13 protein-coding genes are annotated in these 18,199 nt (G+C 67.2%); 8 read left to right on the forward strand and 5 right to left on the reverse strand.

Annotated elements, in window-relative coordinates:
- Positions 1-89: 89 nt before the first annotated feature.
- From ACUTAF_RS12910 to ACUTAF_RS12920, 3 genes are all read right to left on the reverse strand, one after another.
- Positions 90-1,868, reverse strand: a complete 1,779-nt coding sequence (locus ACUTAF_RS12910; protein WP_445580341.1) for an acyl-CoA dehydrogenase C-terminal domain-containing protein — start codon at positions 1,866-1,868, stop codon at positions 90-92.
- Positions 1,869-1,929: 61 nt separating this feature from the next.
- Positions 1,930-2,562 carry a TetR/AcrR family transcriptional regulator gene (locus ACUTAF_RS12915; RefSeq protein ID WP_445580342.1) on the reverse strand — a complete coding sequence of 211 codons (633 nt, stop codon included), beginning with the start codon at positions 2,560-2,562 and terminating at the stop codon, positions 1,930-1,932.
- A 6-nt stretch (positions 2,563-2,568) separates the two neighbouring features.
- Complete coding sequence (locus ACUTAF_RS12920; RefSeq protein ID WP_445580343.1) at positions 2,569-3,753, reverse strand: acetyl-CoA C-acyltransferase family protein; 1,185 nt, start codon at positions 3,751-3,753, stop codon at positions 2,569-2,571.
- 258 nt (positions 3,754-4,011) lie between these two features.
- On the opposite strand from ACUTAF_RS12920, the gene prpB reads away from it, so the two are divergent.
- The 3 genes from prpB to ACUTAF_RS12935 all read left to right on the forward strand — a co-directional run bounded on the left by prpB (position 4,012) and on the right by ACUTAF_RS12935 (position 9,210).
- Positions 4,012-4,908, forward strand: a complete 897-nt coding sequence (prpB, locus tag ACUTAF_RS12925) for a methylisocitrate lyase (RefSeq protein WP_445580344.1) — start codon at positions 4,012-4,014, stop codon at positions 4,906-4,908.
- A 94-nt stretch (positions 4,909-5,002) separates the two neighbouring features.
- Positions 5,003-7,612, forward strand: a complete 2,610-nt coding sequence (gene acnB, locus ACUTAF_RS12930; protein WP_445580345.1) for a bifunctional aconitate hydratase 2/2-methylisocitrate dehydratase — start codon at positions 5,003-5,005, stop codon at positions 7,610-7,612.
- 413 nt (positions 7,613-8,025) lie between these two features.
- Positions 8,026-9,210: an acetyl-CoA C-acyltransferase gene (locus tag ACUTAF_RS12935; protein ID WP_445580346.1), complete on the forward strand. Its 1,185-nt coding sequence runs from the start codon at positions 8,026-8,028 to the stop codon at positions 9,208-9,210.
- Positions 9,211-9,329: 119 nt separating this feature from the next.
- On the opposite strand, the gene ACUTAF_RS12940 is transcribed toward ACUTAF_RS12935, so the two are convergent.
- Positions 9,330-9,803 (reverse strand): hypothetical protein, encoded by a 474-nt coding sequence (locus tag ACUTAF_RS12940; protein ID WP_445582506.1) that lies wholly within the window; start codon positions 9,801-9,803, stop codon positions 9,330-9,332.
- Between ACUTAF_RS12940 and ACUTAF_RS12945 the strand changes: the two genes are divergently transcribed.
- The 3 genes from ACUTAF_RS12945 to ACUTAF_RS12955 all read left to right on the forward strand — a co-directional run bounded on the left by ACUTAF_RS12945 (position 9,723) and on the right by ACUTAF_RS12955 (position 13,740).
- On the forward strand, positions 9,723-11,192 hold the full coding sequence (locus ACUTAF_RS12945) for an AMP-binding protein (RefSeq protein WP_445582440.1): 1,470 nt from the start codon (positions 9,723-9,725) through the stop codon (positions 11,190-11,192). The two genes, ACUTAF_RS12940 and ACUTAF_RS12945, sit on opposite strands and share 81 nt — an antisense overlap.
- Before the next feature lie 10 nt (positions 11,193-11,202).
- Positions 11,203-12,366, forward strand: a complete 1,164-nt coding sequence (locus ACUTAF_RS12950; protein ID WP_445580347.1) for an acyl-CoA dehydrogenase family protein — start codon at positions 11,203-11,205, stop codon at positions 12,364-12,366.
- Positions 12,367-12,438: 72 nt separating this feature from the next.
- Complete coding sequence (locus tag ACUTAF_RS12955; RefSeq protein ID WP_445580348.1) at positions 12,439-13,740, forward strand: MFS transporter; 1,302 nt, start codon at positions 12,439-12,441, stop codon at positions 13,738-13,740.
- Here ACUTAF_RS12955 and ACUTAF_RS12960 read toward each other — a convergent pair.
- Positions 13,704-14,675: a LysR family transcriptional regulator gene (locus tag ACUTAF_RS12960; RefSeq protein ID WP_445580349.1), complete on the reverse strand. Its 972-nt coding sequence runs from the start codon at positions 14,673-14,675 to the stop codon at positions 13,704-13,706. The two genes, ACUTAF_RS12955 and ACUTAF_RS12960, sit on opposite strands and share 37 nt — an antisense overlap.
- Before the next feature lie 257 nt (positions 14,676-14,932).
- On the opposite strand from ACUTAF_RS12960, the gene ACUTAF_RS12965 reads away from it, so the two are divergent.
- Together ACUTAF_RS12965 and ACUTAF_RS12970 are read left to right on the forward strand one after the other, a co-directional pair.
- A complete protein-coding gene (locus ACUTAF_RS12965; protein WP_445580350.1) occupies positions 14,933-16,714 on the forward strand; it encodes a DUF1302 domain-containing protein in 1,782 nt (593 codons plus the stop codon).
- A gap of 12 nt (positions 16,715-16,726) precedes the next feature.
- On the forward strand, positions 16,727-18,097 hold the full coding sequence (locus ACUTAF_RS12970; RefSeq protein ID WP_445580351.1) for a DUF1329 domain-containing protein: 1,371 nt from the start codon (positions 16,727-16,729) through the stop codon (positions 18,095-18,097).
- Positions 18,098-18,199 lie beyond the last annotated feature (102 nt).

The following is an 18,199-nucleotide window of genomic DNA, read 5'->3' on the forward strand; positions in this document are numbered from 1 at the left end:
GGGCGAGGGGACTGATCGCGCCCGATCAGCATTTAAGTGAACAGCATTCCGGCACTATGGCCGGGGCTTGCGGGTATTGCCGCAGGCGCTTAGAACTGCTCGGCGCTCAGCAGGTACAGCGACTCGCTGCCGGCCTTGACCGAGGCGCTCAGCGAGTGGATGCGCGGCAGCAGGCGGGCGAAGTAGAAGCGCGCGGTGCCCAGCTTGCTGGCGTAGAACTCGTCCTGGCCTTCCTTGCCCAGCGCGGCCCGCGCCATCAAGGCCCACATATAGGCATAGGCGGTGTAGCCGAACACCTGCAGGTACTCCACCGAGGCGGCGCCGATCTCGTTGGGGTTGCCCTTGGCGCGGTCCAGCACCCAGGCGGTCAGCTCGTCGAGGTTGGCCACCGCCGCGGCCAGCGGCTGGGTGAACTCGGCCAGCGAGGCATCGGCGCCGGCGACGAAGGCCTTGATCTCGTCGGCCAGGTGCTGGTAGTAGCTGCCGCCGCTGCCGACGATCTTGCGCCCCATCAGATCCAACGACTGGATGCCGTTGGTGCCTTCGTAGATCTGGGTGATGCGGCAGTCGCGCACCAGCTGCTCCTGGCCCCACTCGCGGATATAGCCGTGGCCGCCGAAGATCTGCTGACCGTGCACCGTGGTTTCCAGCGCCATGTCGGTAAGGAAGGCCTTGGCTACCGGCGTCAGCAGCGCCACCAGTTCCTCGGCGCGCTTGGCGGTGTCCTTGTCCTCGCTGTACTTGGCGGTGTCCAGCTGCATGGCGACGTAGCTGGAGAAGGCGCGACCGCCCTCGTTCAGCGCCTTCATGGTCAGCAGCATGCGGCGCACGTCCGGGTGCACGATGATCGGGTCGGCGGCCTTGTCCTGGGCCACGGGGCCGGTCGGCGCGCGGCTCTGGATGCGCTCGCGGGCGTATTCCACCGCGCTCTGGTAGCTGCGCTCGCCCAGGGCCAGGCCCTGGATGCCGACGCCCAGGCGCTCGTAGTTCATCATGGTGAACATGGCCGCCAGGCCCTTGTTCACCTCGCCGACCAGGTAGCCGGTGGCGCCGTCGAAGTTCATCACGCAGGTGGCCGAGGCCTTGATGCCCATCTTGTGCTCGATCGAGCCGCAGCCCAGCGCGTTCTTCTCACCCAGCGAGCCGTCGGCATTGACAATGACCTTTGGCACGATGAACAGCGAGATGCCTTTCGGGCCGGCCGGTGCGTCCGGCAGCTTGGCCAGCACCAGATGGATGATGTTCTCGGTCAGGTCATGTTCCCCGCCGGTGATGAAGATCTTGGTGCCGCTGATCTTGTAGCTGCCATCGGCCTGCGGCTCGGCGCGGGTGCGGATGATGCCGAGGTCGGTGCCGGCGTGCGGCTCGGTCAGGCACATGGAGCCGGCCCAGCGACCTTCGTACATGGCCGGCAGGTACTGCGCCTTCAGCTCCTCGCTGGCGTGGTTGAGAAGCGACAGGCAGGCACCGGCGGTGAGCATCGGGTACAGGCCGAAGGACAGGTTGGCCGAGTTGACCATCTCCTCGACCTGGGCGCCGATCACCTTGGGCATGCCCATGCCGCCGAACTCCGGCGAGCCGCCGACGCCGACCCAGCCGCCTTCGGCGAAGGTACGCCAGGCCTCGGGGAAACCGGCCGGGGTCATCACCGCGCCGTCGGTCCAACTGCAACCTTCCTCATCGCCGCTACGGTTGAGCGGCGCTATCACACCGGCGGTGACCTTGCCGGCCTCTTCCAGGATGGCGCCGGCGGTCTCGGCATCGACCAGCTCGGCCAGGGCCGGCAGCTCGGCCCAGAGTTTGGAAACGTCGAAAACTTCGTTGAGTACGAAGCGCATGTCGCGCAGGGGGGCTTGGTAGTCGGCCATGTTGGATCTCTCGGATGATGCCGGCATGCGCGATGCCGTGATGGATGAAGTGCTGGCCGGATCAGCCCGCGCCAAGCACGGGCCAGGCAAGCGGCAGTAAGCGGCCGGGGGCACGACGCGACGCCGGCTCGAGCAGGCTGCCCAGGGCCGCCAGCAGCAGCGCGGCGACGGCCTCCTGGCGTTGTGGCGCGGTCAAGTCCGGGCACGCCGGCGGCAGGTTGTTGAGCCAGGTGACCAGCGCCTGCACGCCGAACCGCAGGCGCGCCGGCGACCCGCGCGCCCCGGCCTCCAGCAGCAGCTGCACCAGGCGCTCTTCGTAGGCTTCACGCAACGCCTGGATACGCTGGCGATGCACTGGCGTCAGGCAGCGCAACTCCTGTTCGGCCAGCTGAAACTGCGCCGGGCAGCGTTCGTGCAGGGCGATATGCCGGTGCAGCAGCTGCTCCAGGCGCTCGCCGGCACTGCCCCTGGCGACTCGACGCGGCGCGCCCAGCAGTTCCTCGTAGAGTTCCTCGATCAGTTCGAACAGCAGTTGCTCCTTGCTCTCGAAATGGTGATAGAGCGAACCCGCAGCCATGCCCAGATGCAGGGCCAGCTCACGCATGCCGACCTGGGCGAAGCCGCGTTCGGCGAACAGCACCAGCGCCTTGCCGCGCAGGGTCTCGAGCCTGGTTTCAGCGCATGCACTGGCCATGCCTGCTCACACGCGCTCGAAGATCGCGGCGATACCCTGGCCGCCGCCGATGCACATGGTCGCCAGAGCATAGCGGCCGCCAACCCGGTGCAACTCGTGGATGGCCTTGGTGACGATGATCGCGCCGGTGGCGCCAATCGGATGGCCGAGGGAAATGCCCGAGCCATTGGGGTTGACCCGCGCCGGGTCGAAGTCCAGCTCGCGGGCCACGGCACAGGCCTGGGCGGCGAACGCCTCGTTGGCCTCGATCACATCCAGGTCGGCCACCGTCAGGCCGGCGCGCCGCAGCGCCAGACGCGTCGCCGGAATCGGCCCCAACCCCATCAGCTCGGGCTCGACGCCGGCGTGGGCATAGCTGACCAGGCGCGCCAGCGGACGCAGGTTGTCGCTGTTCACCGCCGCACCGCTGGCCAAGAGCAGCGCCGCAGCGCCGTCGTTTAGGCCCGAGGCGTTGCCGGCAGTCACCGTGCCGCCCTGCTTGAACGCGGTCTTCATCGCCGCCAGCTGCTCCAGGGAGACGTCGCCGCGCACATGCTCGTCGACCTCGAACAGTTGCACGCTTTTGCGGGTTTTCAGTTCCACCGGCACGATCTGGCTGGCGAAGCGCCCCTCGGCGATGGCGCGGGCGGCGCGGCGCTGGCTCTCCAGGGCCAGCTCATCCTGCGCCTCGCGGCTGATGCCATGGCGCTCGGCCACGTTCTCGGCGGTGATGCCCATATGGATGCGCTGGAAGGGATCATGCAGCACGCCAAGCGTGTAGTCCTGCGCCTGCAAGTCACCCAGCCGCGCGCCCCAGCGCGCGGCGGACATCAGGTAGGGCCCGCGGCTCATCGACTCGGCGCCGCCGGCGATGGCGACCTCGGTCTCCCCCAGCAGCAGGCTCTGCGCCGCCGAGATGACCGCCTGCAGGCCGGAACCGCAGAGGCGGTTGACGTTGAACGCCGGGGTCTCCCTGGACAGGCCGGCGTTCAGCGCCGCCACCCGCGACAGATAGGCATCGCCCGGCTCGGTGGGAATCACCGTACCCAGCACCACATGGCCGACCCGCTCGGGCGCGCAACCGGCACGCTGCAGCGCCGCGCTGACGGCCGTGGTGGCCAGCTGCGACAACGCGACATCCTTCAGCGAGCCGCCGAAGGAGCCGATGGCGGTACGGGCGGCACTGACGATGAAGACTTCGGGGGTAGGCATGGCGAACTCCATTGAAAGGGGATATCCGGTTGCAGTGGCGTGCACATCCAACCAGGGGTGTCGTCGCCGCATGCGCCCAATCTAGGGGCAACGGCGGCAGACGGCTTTTCATTAAGTGACAAACAGCTGTCATTTCATGACAAAGCTCATTGATTGTCGACAGTTTGATCACAAGCAATTGACCAAGCCTACATTGGTGAGTAGTTTTCGACCATCCACCAAGATATTGTCGACACAAACCCAGCCGGAAGGTCACTCATGCAACCAGCCTCCTCCACCAAGACCCCAGGTCAGCGTTTCCGCCAGGCCCTCGCCATCGAGACACCGCTGCAGGTGATCGGCGCGATCAACGCCAACCATGCGCTGCTGGCCCAGCGCGCCGGTTTTAGGGCCCTGTACCTCTCCGGTGGCGGCGTCGCCGCCGGCTCCCTGGGCCTGCCGGACCTGGGCATCAACACCCTGGACGACGTGCTCACCGACGTGCGCCGCATCACCGATGTGTGCGACCTGCCGCTGCTGGTGGACATCGACACCGGCTTCGGCCCTTCGGCGTTCAACATCGAGCGTACGGTCAAGAGCCTGATCAAGGCCGGCGCCGCCGCCGCGCATATCGAGGACCAGGTCGGTGCCAAGCGCTGCGGCCATCGTCCGGGCAAGGAAATCGTCTCCTGCGAGGAGATGGTCGACCGCGTGCGCGCCGCCGCCGACGCCAAGACCGACCCGGACTTCTTCCTCATCGCCCGTACCGACGCGATCCAGGCCGAAGGCGTGGATGCCGCCATCGAGCGCTGCCAGGCCTATGTCGAGGCCGGTGCCGACGGCATCTTCGCCGAGGCGGCCTATGACCTGCCGACCTATAAGCGCTTCGTCGAGGCGCTGAAGGTGCCGGTGCTGGCCAACATCACCGAGTTCGGCGCCACCCCGCTGTTCACCCGCGACGAGCTGGCCTCGGTCGGCGTGGCCATCCAGCTCTACCCGCTGTCGGCCTTCCGCGCGGCGAACAAGGCGGCCGAGGCGGTGTACACCGCGATCCGCCAGAGCGGCCACCAGAAGGACGTGATCGAGCTGATGCAGACCCGTGCCGAGCTGTACGAGCGCATCGGCTACCACGCCTTCGAGCAGAAGCTCGACGCGCTGTTCGCCGCCAAGAAATAACCCCCAGAACACGGGGGTGCGGCAAGCCTTGCCGGCCCCCGGATACACGGCCCAGGCCTTGCCAGATTGGCCTTCTGCCCCGAGGAATCACACCGTGCTTGAAACCTACCGCCACCATGTCGCCGAACGTGCCGAACAGGGCCTGCCGCCCCTGGCACTGAATGCCGAACAGACCGCCGCTCTGGTCGAACTGCTGAAGAGCCCGCCGGCCGGCGAAGCCGCCTTCCTGCTCGATCTGATCAGCCAGCGCGTCCCCGCCGGCGTGGACGAAGCCGCCTACGTCAAGGCCGGCTTCCTCGCAGCCATCGCCAGGGGCGAAGCCAGCTCGCCGCTGCTATCCAAGGCCCGCGCCGTCGAGCTGCTGGGCACCATGCAGGGCGGCTACAACATCACCACCCTGGTCGAGCTGCTGGATCACGCCGAGCTGGCCGCCGTTGCCGCCGAGCAGCTCAAGCACACCCTGCTGATGTTCGACGCCTTCCACGATGTCGCCGAGCGCGCCAAGCAGGGCAACGCCGCGGCCAAGGCCGTGCTGCAATCCTGGGCCGATGGCGAATGGTTCACCGTCCGCCCGGCGCTGGCCGAGAAGATCACCCTGAGCGTGTTCAAGGTACCCGGCGAAACCAACACCGACGACCTATCGCCGGCCCCGGACGCCTGGTCGCGCCCGGACATCCCGCTGCATGCCCTGGCCATGCTGAAGATGACCCGCGACGGCATCGAGCCACAGCAGCCCGGCACGGTCGGCCCGCTGGCGCAGATCGAGTCGGTCAAGGCCAAGGGCTTCCCAGTGGCCTACGTCGGCGACGTGGTCGGCACCGGTTCCTCGCGTAAATCCGCCACCAACTCGGTGCAGTGGTTCTTCGGCGACGACATCCCCCATGTGCCGAACAAGCGCGCCGGCGGTTTCTGCTTCGGCAACAAGATCGCACCGATCTTCTACAACACCATGGAAGACGCCGGCGCCCTGCCGATCGAATTCGACGTGGCCAAGCTCAACATGGGCGACCTGATCGACCTCTACCCCTACGCCGGCAAGGTGTGCAAGCACGGCACGGAAGAAGTGCTGGCCAACTTCGAACTGAAGACCGAGGTGCTGCTCGACGAAGTGCGCGCCGGCGGCCGCATCCCGCTGATCATCGGCCGTGGCCTGACCGAGAAGGCCCGCGCCGAGCTGGGCCTGGCGCCGTCCACCCTGTTCAAGAAGCCGCAAGCGCCGGCCGACAGCGGCAAGGGTTTCACCCTGGCGCAGAAGATGGTCGGCCGCGCCTGCGGCTTGGCCGAAGGCCAGGGCGTGCGCCCCGGCACCTACTGCGAGCCGAAGATGACCACCGTGGGCTCGCAAGACACCACAGGTCCCATGACCCGCGACGAGCTCAAGGACCTGGCCTGCCTGGGCTTCTCCGCCGACCTGGTGATGCAGTCCTTCTGCCACACCGCCGCCTACCCCAAGCCGGTGGACGTGAAGACCCACCACAGCCTGCCCGACTTCATGCGCAACCGTGGCGGCGTTTCGCTCAAGCCGGGCGACGGCATCATCCACAGCTGGCTGAACCGCATGCTGCTGCCGGATACCGTCGGCACCGGCGGCGACTCGCACACCCGCTTCCCGATCGGCATTTCCTTCCCGGCCGGTTCCGGCCTGGTCGCCTTCGCCGCAGCCACCGGCGTCATGCCGCTGGACATGCCCGAATCGGTGCTGGTGCGCTTCAAGGGCAAGCTGCAGCCGGGCATCACCCTGCGTGACCTGGTGCATGCCATCCCCTACTACGCCATCCAGAAGGGTCTGCTGACCGTCGAGAAGAAGGGCAAGAAGAACATCTTCTCCGGCCGCATCCTCGAGATCGAAGGCCTCGACGAGCTGACCGTGGAGCAGGCATTCGAGCTGTCCGACGCCTCGGCCGAGCGTTCCGCCGCCGGCTGCACCATCAAGCTGCCGGAAAAGGCCATCGCCGAGTACCTGCAGTCCAACATCACCATGCTGCGCTGGATGATCAGTGAAGGCTACGGCGATGCCCGCACCCTGGAGCGTCGCGCCCAGGCGATGGAAGCCTGGCTGGCCAACCCGCAGCTGCTGGCTGCCGATAGCGATGCCGAATACGCCGAAGTCGTAGAGATCGACCTGGCCGAGGTCAAGGAGCCAATCCTCTGCGCGCCGAACGATCCGGACGACGCCCGCCTGCTCTCCACCGTCGCCGGTGAGAAGATCGACGAAGTGTTTATCGGTTCGTGCATGACCAACATCGGTCACTTCCGTGCTGCCGGCAAGTTGCTGGACAAGGTCAAGGGCGGCATTCCGACCCGCCTGTGGCTGGCTCCGCCGACCAAGATGGACGCCCACCAGTTGACCGAGGAAGGCTACTACGGCATCTACGGCAAGGCTGGCGCTCGCCTGGAAATGCCCGGCTGCTCGCTGTGCATGGGCAACCAGGCCCGCGTGCAGACCGGCTCCACCGTGGTCTCCACTTCCACCCGCAACTTCCCCAACCGCCTGGGCGACGCCACCAACGTCTACCTGGCTTCGGCCGAACTGGCAGCGGTCGCCTCGATCACCGGCAAGCTGCCGAGCGTCGAGGAGTACCTGGCGTACGCCAAGGACATCGACAGCATGGCGGCCGACGTCTACCGCTATCTGAGCTTCGACCAGCTCGCCGAGTACCGCGAGGCCGCGGCCAACGCCAAGATCCCGGTGGTTCAGGCCTGAACCCTGCGCTCGGGTTGATGGCAATCGACCCGAGCCTGGCCAGCCATTTCGGGGGGTATCACCCTGCCGCGACCCGACATCGGAGCGTCGGCTGCCGACTTCCCCCTCCTCAATGACCGCGCTGAAACCAACAGACCGCTTCACCGGGCAATGCCCTGGATCATCGCCGGTCGCCTGAGCCACCTGTTCCAATGCGAAGGCCAGGCGTCCTGCTCTTACGGCCGGCAGCTGCCGTCATCCGACCCGATAAATTCACACCATGAATAGCTGGCATCACGACATGCCATTTCCCAAATAGTGCTCCATTGCCTAGGGTGGCGGCGAGCGCCTTGGCCGACCGGCGCTCGCCTCCCAACATCGTCGCGAACCGGCTCGCAAGCCCGTCGCGCCAACCGCCCAGCCCGGAGTTGATCATGCAAGATGCCGTCATCCTTTCCACCGCCCGCACGCCGATCGCCAAGGCCTTCCGTGGCGCCTTCAACGACCTCAAGGCGCCCAGCATGAGCGCCATTGCCATCCAGGCCGCGGTGCAACGCGCCGGTATCGATGCCGCCGAGATCGAGGACGTGGTGATGGGCACCGCCATGCAGGGCGGCACCGCCTCCACCAACCTGGCGCGCCTGTCCCTGCTGGCCGCCGGGCTGCCGCTGACGGTCAGCGGGCAGACCATCGACCGCCAGTGCGCCTCCGGCCTGATGGCGATCTCTATCGCCGCCAAGCAGATCATGGTCGACGGCATGCAGATCGCCCTGGGCGCCGGCCAGGAGCAGATCAGCCTGGTGCAGAACCCGCACATGCAGTGGGCCGCCGCGGATGCCGACGCCAATGTCACCCGCCAGGCCGAGCACGCCTACATGCCCATGCTGCACACCGCCGAACGGGTGGCCAAGCGCTACGGCATCAGCCGCGAGGCGCAAGATGCCTATGCCCTCGAATCGCAACGGCGCACCGCCGCGGCCCAGGCGGCCGGCCTGTTCGCCGAGGAGATCGTGCCGGTGACGGCGCGCAAGAAGCTGGTGGACAAGGCGAGCGGCGCAGTCAGCTACGAGGAAGTGACCCTGAGCCTGGACGAAGGCAATCGCCCGCAGACCCAGCTGGAGGACCTGAGTCGGCTCAAGCCGGTGGTCGACGGCGGCTGCGTCACCGCCGGCAACGCCAGCCAGTTGTCCGACGGCGCCAGCGCCTGCGTGCTGGTGAGCGGCAGCCTCGCCGCCCGCCACGACGTTGCCCCGCTCGGCCTCTACCGCGGCATCGCCGTGGCCGGCCTGGCGCCGGAGGAAATGGGCATCGGCCCGGTGTTCGCCGTGCCCAAGCTGCTCAGGCAGCATGGCCTGACGGTCGACGACATCGGCCTGTGGGAGCTCAACGAAGCCTTCGCCTGCCAGGTGCTGTACTGCGCCGAGCGGCTGGGCATCGACCCGAGCAAGCTCAACGTCAACGGCGGCGCCATCGCCATCGGCCACCCCTACGGCATGAGCGGCGCGCGCATGGTCGGCCACGCACTGCTGGAGGGCAAGCGCCGCGGCGTGAAGTTCGTCGTGGTGACCATGTGCGTGGGCGGCGGCATGGGCGCGGCCGGTCTGTTCGAAGTGCTGTAACGCCGCTCACGCCCCATCCAGCCCGGCCGAAGTCGTGCGCACCAAAGACTGCTGCGCGCGGCGCCAGCCTACGAGCGGCCGCTTGGCTGCCGATGCATGGCCAATGCATCCGCCGGCACTCAGCTGAAATAGTCGTCATTCCCGCGCAGGCGGTACAGCGGCCCTATCGCTGAACAGCGCTTGCGCAGGCCCGAAGGGGAATAATCCAGAACTGCCGCAGAACCTGGGCTCCCGCCTTCGCGGGAGTGACGGTAAAGGGGCTTTTTCAGAACGTCCCAGGACAATCTTCCGCGAGCGGCAAAGTTACCCCCAATTGCCGCTATATCTGTCGCCATCCAATAACGATATGGGCTGCATCGAACTCTTGTATTAGTTATCGGCGAACTTGCCTGGCTAGCATCGACGAACATTGTCCAGCCGATGAGAACAACAAATTGAACCTCGGAAAAATCATCAGCCGCAGTGCACTTTATTGGCCAGACCATGAGGCACTCGTCGATAACAAACAGCGCATCAACTTCGCGCAACTGGAACTTCGCACCAACAGGTTGGCCTCGGGCTTGTTCGAGCTCGGTCTGCAGTCCGGTGCGCATCTGGCCATATTGGCGCTGAACCGGGTCGAGCTGGTCGAGGCGGAAATCGCCCTGTACAAGACCGCCATGGTCAAGGTGCCGGTCAACGCCCGCCTGTCCCTGGATGAGATCGTGCAGATCCTCAACGACTCGCACAGCCAGGCGGCCATAGTCGAGGGCCGCTTCGCCGCCGCCTTGCACGCCCGCCGCGGGGAGCTCCCACGGCTGCGCTGGATCGTCTCGCTCGACGACGAGGCCGGCGATATCGCCTATTCCACGCTGCTGGAACGCGGCAGCGAGGCGCCGGTGCACAGCGACCCGGGCGACGACGCCCTGGCCGTGCTGCATTACACCTCCGGCAGCTCCGGGGTGCTCAAGGCCGCCATGCTGACCTTCGGCAACCGCAAGGCGCTGATCCGCAAGAGCATCGCCAGCCCCACCCGCCGCGCCGCGCCGGGCGACGTGATGGCCCATGTCGGGCCGATCACCCACGCCAGCGGCATGCAAATCATGCCGCTGCTGGCGGTCGGCGCCTGCAACCTGCTGCTGGAGCGCTACGACGACCGCCTGCTGCTGGAGACCATCGAGCGCGAACGGGTGACCCGGCTGTTCCTGGTGCCGGCGATGATCAATCGCCTGGTCAACTTCCCCGAGGTCGAGCGCTTCGACCTGTCCAGCCTGCGCCTGGTGATGTACGGCGCCGCGCCCATGGCCCCGGCGCTGGTCAAGCGCGCCATCGCGGTGTTCGGGCCGATCCTGGCCCAGGGCTACGGCGCCGGCGAGACCTGCTCGCTGGTCACCGTGCTGACCGAGCAGGACCACCTGATCGAGGACGGCGACTTCAGCCGCCTGGCCTCCTGCGGCCGCTGCTATTTCGAGACCGACCTGCGGGTGGTCAACGAAGACTTCGAAGACGTGAAGCCCGGCGAGATCGGCGAGATCGTGGTCAAGGGCCCGGACATCATGCAGGGCTACTGGCAGGCGCCGGAACTCACCGCCGAGGTGATGCGCGACGGCTACTACCTCACCGGCGACCTGGCCACGGTGGACGCGCGCGGTTACCTGTTCATCGTCGACCGCAAGAAGGAAATGATCATTTCCGGCGGCTTCAACATCTACCCCACCGAGGTGGAGCAGGTGCTCTACAGCCTGCCGCAGGTATTCGAGGCGGCGGTGGTCGGCGTGCCCGACGAGCAATGGGGCGAGGCCGTGCGCGCCGTGGTGGTGCTCAAGCCGGGCGCGAGCCTGAGCGCCGAGGCCGTCATCGAGCACTGCGGCCGCAGCCTGGCCAGCTTCAAGAAACCGCGCGCGGTGGACTTCGTAAAGGAGTTGCCGAAGAACCCCAACGGCAAGGTGGTGCGCCGCCTGATCCGCGAAGCCTACTGGCAAAACACCGACCGCCGCATCTGAGGAAACGGACATGATCAAGCCAAGTGAAAAAGCCGCTCGCCTGATCGAGGGCATCAATGCCTTCGTCCGCGACGAACTCGACCCTCTCGCCAAGCGCGAAGGCGTTGTCTGGGGCGAGCCGGTGGCCAAGTCGCTGCTACGCGATATCTGGAGCCGCTCCTGCGAGCTGGGCTTCTACAACGCTATGCTGCCGCAGGCCCTGGGTGGCGCCGGCCTGGGCGTCGCCGACCTGTGCGCGCTGAAGGAAGCGGCGGTGCTCACCGGCTCGCCGCTGGCACCGCACATCCTCGGCGAGCTGTCCGGCCCGCCGAGGGTGGGCCACCTGTTCAAGGTCGCCAACCAGCACCAGGTGGAAACCTTCCTGGGGCCGATCTGCCGTGCCGAGAAGGCGGTGTGCTTCGCCCTCACCGAGGCCGAGGCCGGCTCCGACGCCAGCGCCATCGGCACCGAGGCGCGTCTGGAGGGCGATCACTACGTGCTCAACGGCGCCAAGCGCTATATCTCCGGCGCCCCCTATGCCGACCTCGCCGTGCTGCTCGCGGTCACCGGGCCGGGCCGCGGCCCGCAAGGCATCTCGGCATTCTTCGTCGACCTACACGCAGAGGGCGTCGCCATCGACAGCGACTACTCGGTGATGTCCGGTGGCGGCGCTCACGGCAACATCCACCTGGACAACGTGCGCGTGCCGGTGGCAAATCGCATCGGCGAGGAAGGCGAAGGCTTCAAGCTGGCCATGGGTCGCATCACCCTCAACCGCCTGCTGCATTGCCCGACCATGCTCGGCATGGCCGGTCTGGCGCTGAACCTGTCGCTCGAGCATGCCCGCACGCGCAAGCAGTTCGGCCAGCCGATCGCCATGTTCCAGGCCGTCAACCACCAACTCGCCGACATGGCCACCGAGTTGTACGCCGCGCGCAGCATGATGTACGCCACCGCCGCGCTGAACGACGCCGGCGGCGACATCAAGGTGCAGGCGCCGATGTGCAAGCTGTTCGCCTCGGAAACCGCCTTCCGCATCGCCGACAAGGCGGTGCAGGTCCACGGCGGCGCCGGGTTGATCAAGGGCCATCCGGTCGAATGGCTATTCCGCGCCACGCGTATGATGCGGGTACTCACCGGCACCAGCGAGATCCAGCGCAATACCATTGCCAAGGGCATCCTGATGCCCGGCTAAGGCGGCAGGACAGGCCCGCCCCCCACGCGGGACGGGCCTTTTTCCATAACAACAAGATCAGAGATTACCCCCATGACTCGCGACGCCCCTGCCTTCCACCCTCGCACCGCCTGGACCATCGCCTTCCTGCTGGCCTTCATGATGCTGGTCAACTTCCTCGACAAGGTGGTGATCGGCCTGGTGGCCGTGCCCATGACCCAGGAACTGGGCCTGACCCCCACCGAATTCGGCCTGATCGGCGGCGCCCTGCACTGGTTCTTCGCCATTTCCGCGGTGATTGGCGGTTTTCTCGCCAACCGCCGCCCGACCCGCACCCTGCTGCTGGGCATGGGCCTGTTCTGGTCGCTGATCCAGCTGCCCATGCTGTTCGCCAGCTCGCTGTGGATGATCGTCGCCTGCCGCGTGCTGCTCGGCATCGGCGAAGGGCCCGCCTCGCCGGTGGCCACCCACGCGCTGTACAAGTGGTTCCCCAACGACCGCCGCAGCCTGCCGGTGGCCCTGCTGCATTCCGGCAGCGCCATGGGCCTGCTGGTGGCCGGCGCGATGATCCCCTGGATCAGCCTGAACTACGGCTGGCGGGTCAACTTCGCCGTGCTGGCTGCGATCGGTGCGGTCTGGTGCGTGCTGTGGCTGCGTTTCGGCCGCGAAGGCAGCCTCGACAGCCTGCGGGCTGGCCAGCTGGCGCCGGATAGCGAGCGCCTGCCCTACCGCCGCCTGCTCAGTGACGGCAGCGTGCTGGGCAACTACCTCTGCCACTTCGCCGCCAACTGGTCGCTGGCGCTGACCCTGACCTGGGTGCCCAGCTACCTGGAGATCGGCCTGGGCATCGATCCGCTGAAAACCGGGCACATCTTCGTCATGTTCGTAGTGGTCACCACCCCGCTCAGCCTGTTCATGGCCTGGCTGTCGCAACGTCTGCTGCGCAGCGGCTACTCCTCGCGGGTGGCGCGCGGCGCCTTCGTCTCGGTGTGCCTGATCGCCAGCGGCCTGCTGTCGGCCTCGCTGATCCTCACCGAGCTGTCGGTCGCCACCCGCGTCGCCTGCCTGACCCTGAGCGGCGGCCTGGCCCTGGTGATGTACTCGGTGGGCCCGGCCATGCTCGGCGAGTTCACCCCCAGCAGCCAGCGCGGCGGCATCCTCGCCATCGGCAACGCGGTGGCCTCGCTGGCCGGCCTGTCAGCGCCGGTGATCACCGGCATGCTGGTGCAGGGCGCCGGCGCCGCGCATCCGCTGGGTTATGCCCAGGGCTTTCTGGTGTGCGGCGGCGTGCTGGTGGTGGCGGGCCTGATCGGCCTGGTGAGCATGAACCCGCAGCGCTCGCGCCAGCGCCTGCAGGCTCAGGAAGCGGCGTCCGGCGCCTGCTCGCGGGCCTGATCCGGCTCCTCCGGGCTGCGCTCGATCAGGCTGCCGCGCCAGCGGCCGTCGATCACCGCATCGAGCAGCAGCCCGCGCACCAGATCGCGCATGCAGGAAGCCGCGAAGGACAGCGGCTTGTGCACCGAGTAGGCGATGGACACGGTGCGGGTGATGCGCGGCTCGACGATCAGCCGCGCCGCGGTGGACTCGAACAATTCCTCCAGCGGCGGCCAGTTGCAGATGGTCGCCGCCAGCCCATGGCGCACCAGGCTGGCGATCCCCGGCGCGGACTGCTGCTCGTAGACCACGTTGAGCGTCACCCCCGCCTCCATCGCCGCCTGCTCGATACGCCGGCGCAGGTGCAGGGCCCGCGGCGCCATTACCAGGCGCGTGGCGCCGGCCTCGGCCAGGCTGATCGGCGTGCCGCTCTCGGCTAGCGAGCCCGGCCCTACCCAGTACAGGTCCTCGGTGAAGATCGGCTCGGCGATCACGTGTTCCAGCTCCTCGGCGTTGGGCACCACGCCGAAATCCACCTTGCCCAGCTCGATGGACTGGCCGCCTTCGCGGGTCAGGCCGTCGCAGACGGTCAGGCTGATGCCGGGGAACTTGTCCGAGGCCCGGCGGATGATCTCCGGCAGCAGCAGCGCCGAGACCGTGGCCGGAATCGAGATGGACACGTGGCCCTTGGGGTCGCCGCGGGTCGACGCCAGCTCGTCCTTCACCGAGTCGAGTTTCTGCACCACCGAGCGGGCCACCTCGTACAGCCGGCGCCCGGCGTCGGTCAACGCCACGCCGTCGTGCTGGCGCTCCAGCAGCTGCATCTCCAGTTCGCTCTCCAGCAGGCCGATCTGCCGGCTCAGGGCCGGCTGGGCGATATAGGCGCGGCGTGCGGCGGCGGAGAAGCTGCCGGCCTCGGCGATGGCGATCAGGTAGCGGAGCTGCTTGAGGGTCATGCGGTTCTCTCTGGCTATGCCGAAGCGTTATGGCAACTATCCGAAGACACTATTTGTCGGCTTTTTCAGACGCCCCTAGTATCGCCGAAACACCGCCATCCAGGGAGTGCAATTATCCGAAGTTAACGCGCAGCCGCCATCAGTTATTACGCATTATTGAATGCCTGCCGAATTAAAAGATGCGCGCTTATTGCCCCGCAACTTATCAGCACATTCATCATTAAGTTCTCACTCGACAACAAAGAGGATAATGAGTGATGAGATTCAACGCGCGGGTTTTAATTAAGCCCCCCTATCTTCTATTGCCGTTGAGCTGCCTGGTCGGTTCGGCCACGGCGGCGAACTTCCAGCTTGGCGAACTCGAAGGCCAGCTTGACTCCTCGCTGTCGATCGGCACCAGCATCGCCACCGCCAATCCCGACCCGAAGCTGATGCAGAGTGCCAGCGGCGACGACGGTCGGCGCAACTTCGGCTCAGGCGGCGCCTTCTCCGGCATCTTCAAGGGCACCCACGACCTGGAACTGCGCCACGGCGACTTCGGCGCCTTCCTGCGTGGCAGCTACTGGTACGACTACGTGCTGCGCGACCGCGAGCAGCCCTTCAAGGACGTGGTCGACAACAACCGCAAGCGCTCGGCGAAATCGGCCGGCGCCGAGCTGCTCGACGCCTTCGTCTACTACAACTACGCCGTCGCCGATCAGCCCGGCTCGGCACGCCTGGGCAAGCAGGTGGTGAACTGGGGCGAGAGCACCTTCATCCAGGGCGGCCTCAACACGGTCAACCCCTACAACCTGTCGGCGCTGCGCCGGCCGGGTGCGGAGGTCAAGGAAGGCCTGGTGCCGGTGAACATGTTCTACCTGTCGCAGAACCTCAGCGACGCGCTCTCCGGCGATTTCTTCTACCAGCTGGACTGGGAGCAGACCCAGCTCGACAACTGCGGCACCTTCTTCTCCGGCAACGACTTCATGGCCGACGGCTGCGACGGCCTCGACGTCGGCGCGGTGCTGACCGGCAACCCCGCGGCTGTAGCGGCGCTGACGCCGTTCGGCGTCAACCTCACCGCCGAGGGCATCCGCATTCCCCGCGGCCAGGATCAGGACGCCCGCAACGGCGGCCAGTGGGGCCTGTCGCTACGCTGGTTCGCCGCCGAACTGGATACCGAGTTCGGCGCCTTCGTCGCCAACTACCACAGCCGCCTGCCCTACATGGGCACCATCAGCAGCCCGTACTACAGCAGCACGGTGTTCGGCCCGACGCTTAATGGCGCCCTGCGCCTGGGCACCTCGCAGTACGTGGTGCAGTACCCCGAGGACATCCGCCTGTACGGCCTGACCTTCGCCACCAACCTGCGCACCGGCACGGCGCTGCAGGGTGAGATCAGCTACCGGCCGAACATGCCGATCCAGCTCAACGGCACCGATGTCATCCAGTCGCTGCTCAACGCCCCGGCGCGCTCGCCGCTGGTCGCCGAAGGCATCCGCCCGGCGCAGGCCGACAGCCTGTTCAACGGCTACCTGCGCAAGGAGGTGACCCAGGCCCAAGTCACCGCCACCCATTCCTTCAGCCAGGTGATGGGCGCCGATCAGCTGGTGCTGGTCGGCGAGGTCGGCGGCACCTGGGTCGGCGGCCTGGAAGGCAGGTTCGGCCCGCGCTACGGGCGCAACGGCACCTTCGGCAACGGCATCCTCGCCAGCGGCGCCTGCGCCTCCATCTCGAAGACCCCCGAGCACTGCAACGACCAGGGTTTCCTCACCTCCTTCTCCTGGGGCTACCGGCTGCGTGCCACCTGGAGCTATGCCAACGCCATCGCCGGCATCGACCTGCGCCCCAGCCTGTCCTGGCAGCACGACGTCGACGGCAACGGCCCCGGCGAAGGCTCGGCCTTCAGCGAAGGCTCCAGGGCCATCAGCGTCGGCCTCGATGCCACGCTGAACAACACCTACAACGCCAGCCTGGCGTACACCAACTACATGGATGGCGACTACGGCGCCCGCGGCGATCGCGACTTCGTCTCGATCAGCCTGGGCGTCAATTTCTAAGCGGAGTACCTGATGAACCACAACAAGAATCTGCTGCGCGGCGGCGCCCTGCTCTGCACCCTGCTGCTGGCCGGCTCGGCCCTGGCAGCCGTAACCGCCGAACAAGCGGCGCAGCTGCAAACCACCCTGACCCCCGTCGGCGCCGAGCGCGCCGCCAGCGCCGACGGGCGCATCCCCGCCTGGGCCGGCGGCCTGGCCCAGGTCAACCTGAGGCTGCTGGCCAACGGCATACCGGCCGATCCGTTCGCCGATGAGCAGCCGCTGCTGACCATCGACGCGAGCAACTACACCCAGCACCAGGAGCACCTCAGCCCCGGCCAGATCGCCCTGCTCCAGCGCTTTCCGGACAGCTACCGGTTGCCGGTCTACCCCAGCCACCGCAGCGTGGCGGTGCCGGAGTCCGTGGCCCAGGCGGCCGCGCGCAACGCGGTCAACGCCAAGCTGAGCAATGGCGGCAACGGCGTGGAAGGCTTCGCCGGCGTGGTGGCCTTTCCCATTCCGCAGAACGGCCTGGAAGTGCTGTGGAACCACCTTACGCGCAACCGCAACCCCAGCTTCAGCCTGATCACCGACAGCGCCGCGCCGCAGAAGGATGGCGCCTACACCATCATGACCACCCAGCAGTACTTCACCCGTGGCGAGGCGGTGCAGGGCCAGACGCCCGACAAGGCGCGCAACATCCTCTACTACTACAGTCACAAGCTCACCGCACCGGCGCGTATGGTCGGCGAGGTGGTGCTGGTGCACGAGACCCTCGACCAGGTCGCCGAGCCGCGTCTGTCCTGGGTCTACAGCGCCGGCCAGCGCCGCGTGCGGCGCGCGCCGAGCGTGGCCTACGACAGCGCCGGGCCGACCACCGCCGGGCTACGCACCGCCGACGGCCGCGACATGTTCAACGGCGCGCCCGACCGCTACGACTGGCAGCTGGTCGGCAAGAAGACCCTCTACGTTCCCTACAACAGCTACCGCCTGGCCTCGCCCGAGCGCAGCTACGAGGAGCTGATCCAGCCCGGCCACGTCGCCCCCGAGGCCACCCGCTACGAACTGCATCGGGTCTGGGAGGTGGTCGCCACGCTCAAGCCGGGCATGCGCCATATCTACAGCAAGCGCCATTACTTCATCGACGAAGACACCTGGGCGATCCTCGCCGCCGACCACTACGACAACCGCGGCGAACTCTGGCGCATCGGCGAGGCGCACAGCTTCTACCACCCGACCGGGCAGGCCGCGGTCAACGCCATGGAAGTGACCTACGACCTCAACAACGGCCGCTATCTGGCCTCGGGTCTGGTAAACGAACAGCGCCAGCCGTTCGACTTCAGCTACCGCGCCAGCGCCTCCGACTACTCGCCGGGCGCCCTGCGCAGCAAGGGCCTGCGCTGATGCTTTACCCGACCGCCGGCCCGTCGTGGGTCGGCGGTTTTTTTGTGGCGGCCGCCCGAGGTTCATTCGCGTAAAGCGCGATGGGCAGCCTTATAGGGTGGG

Source organism: Pseudomonas sp. SP16.1 (assembly GCF_052682975.1).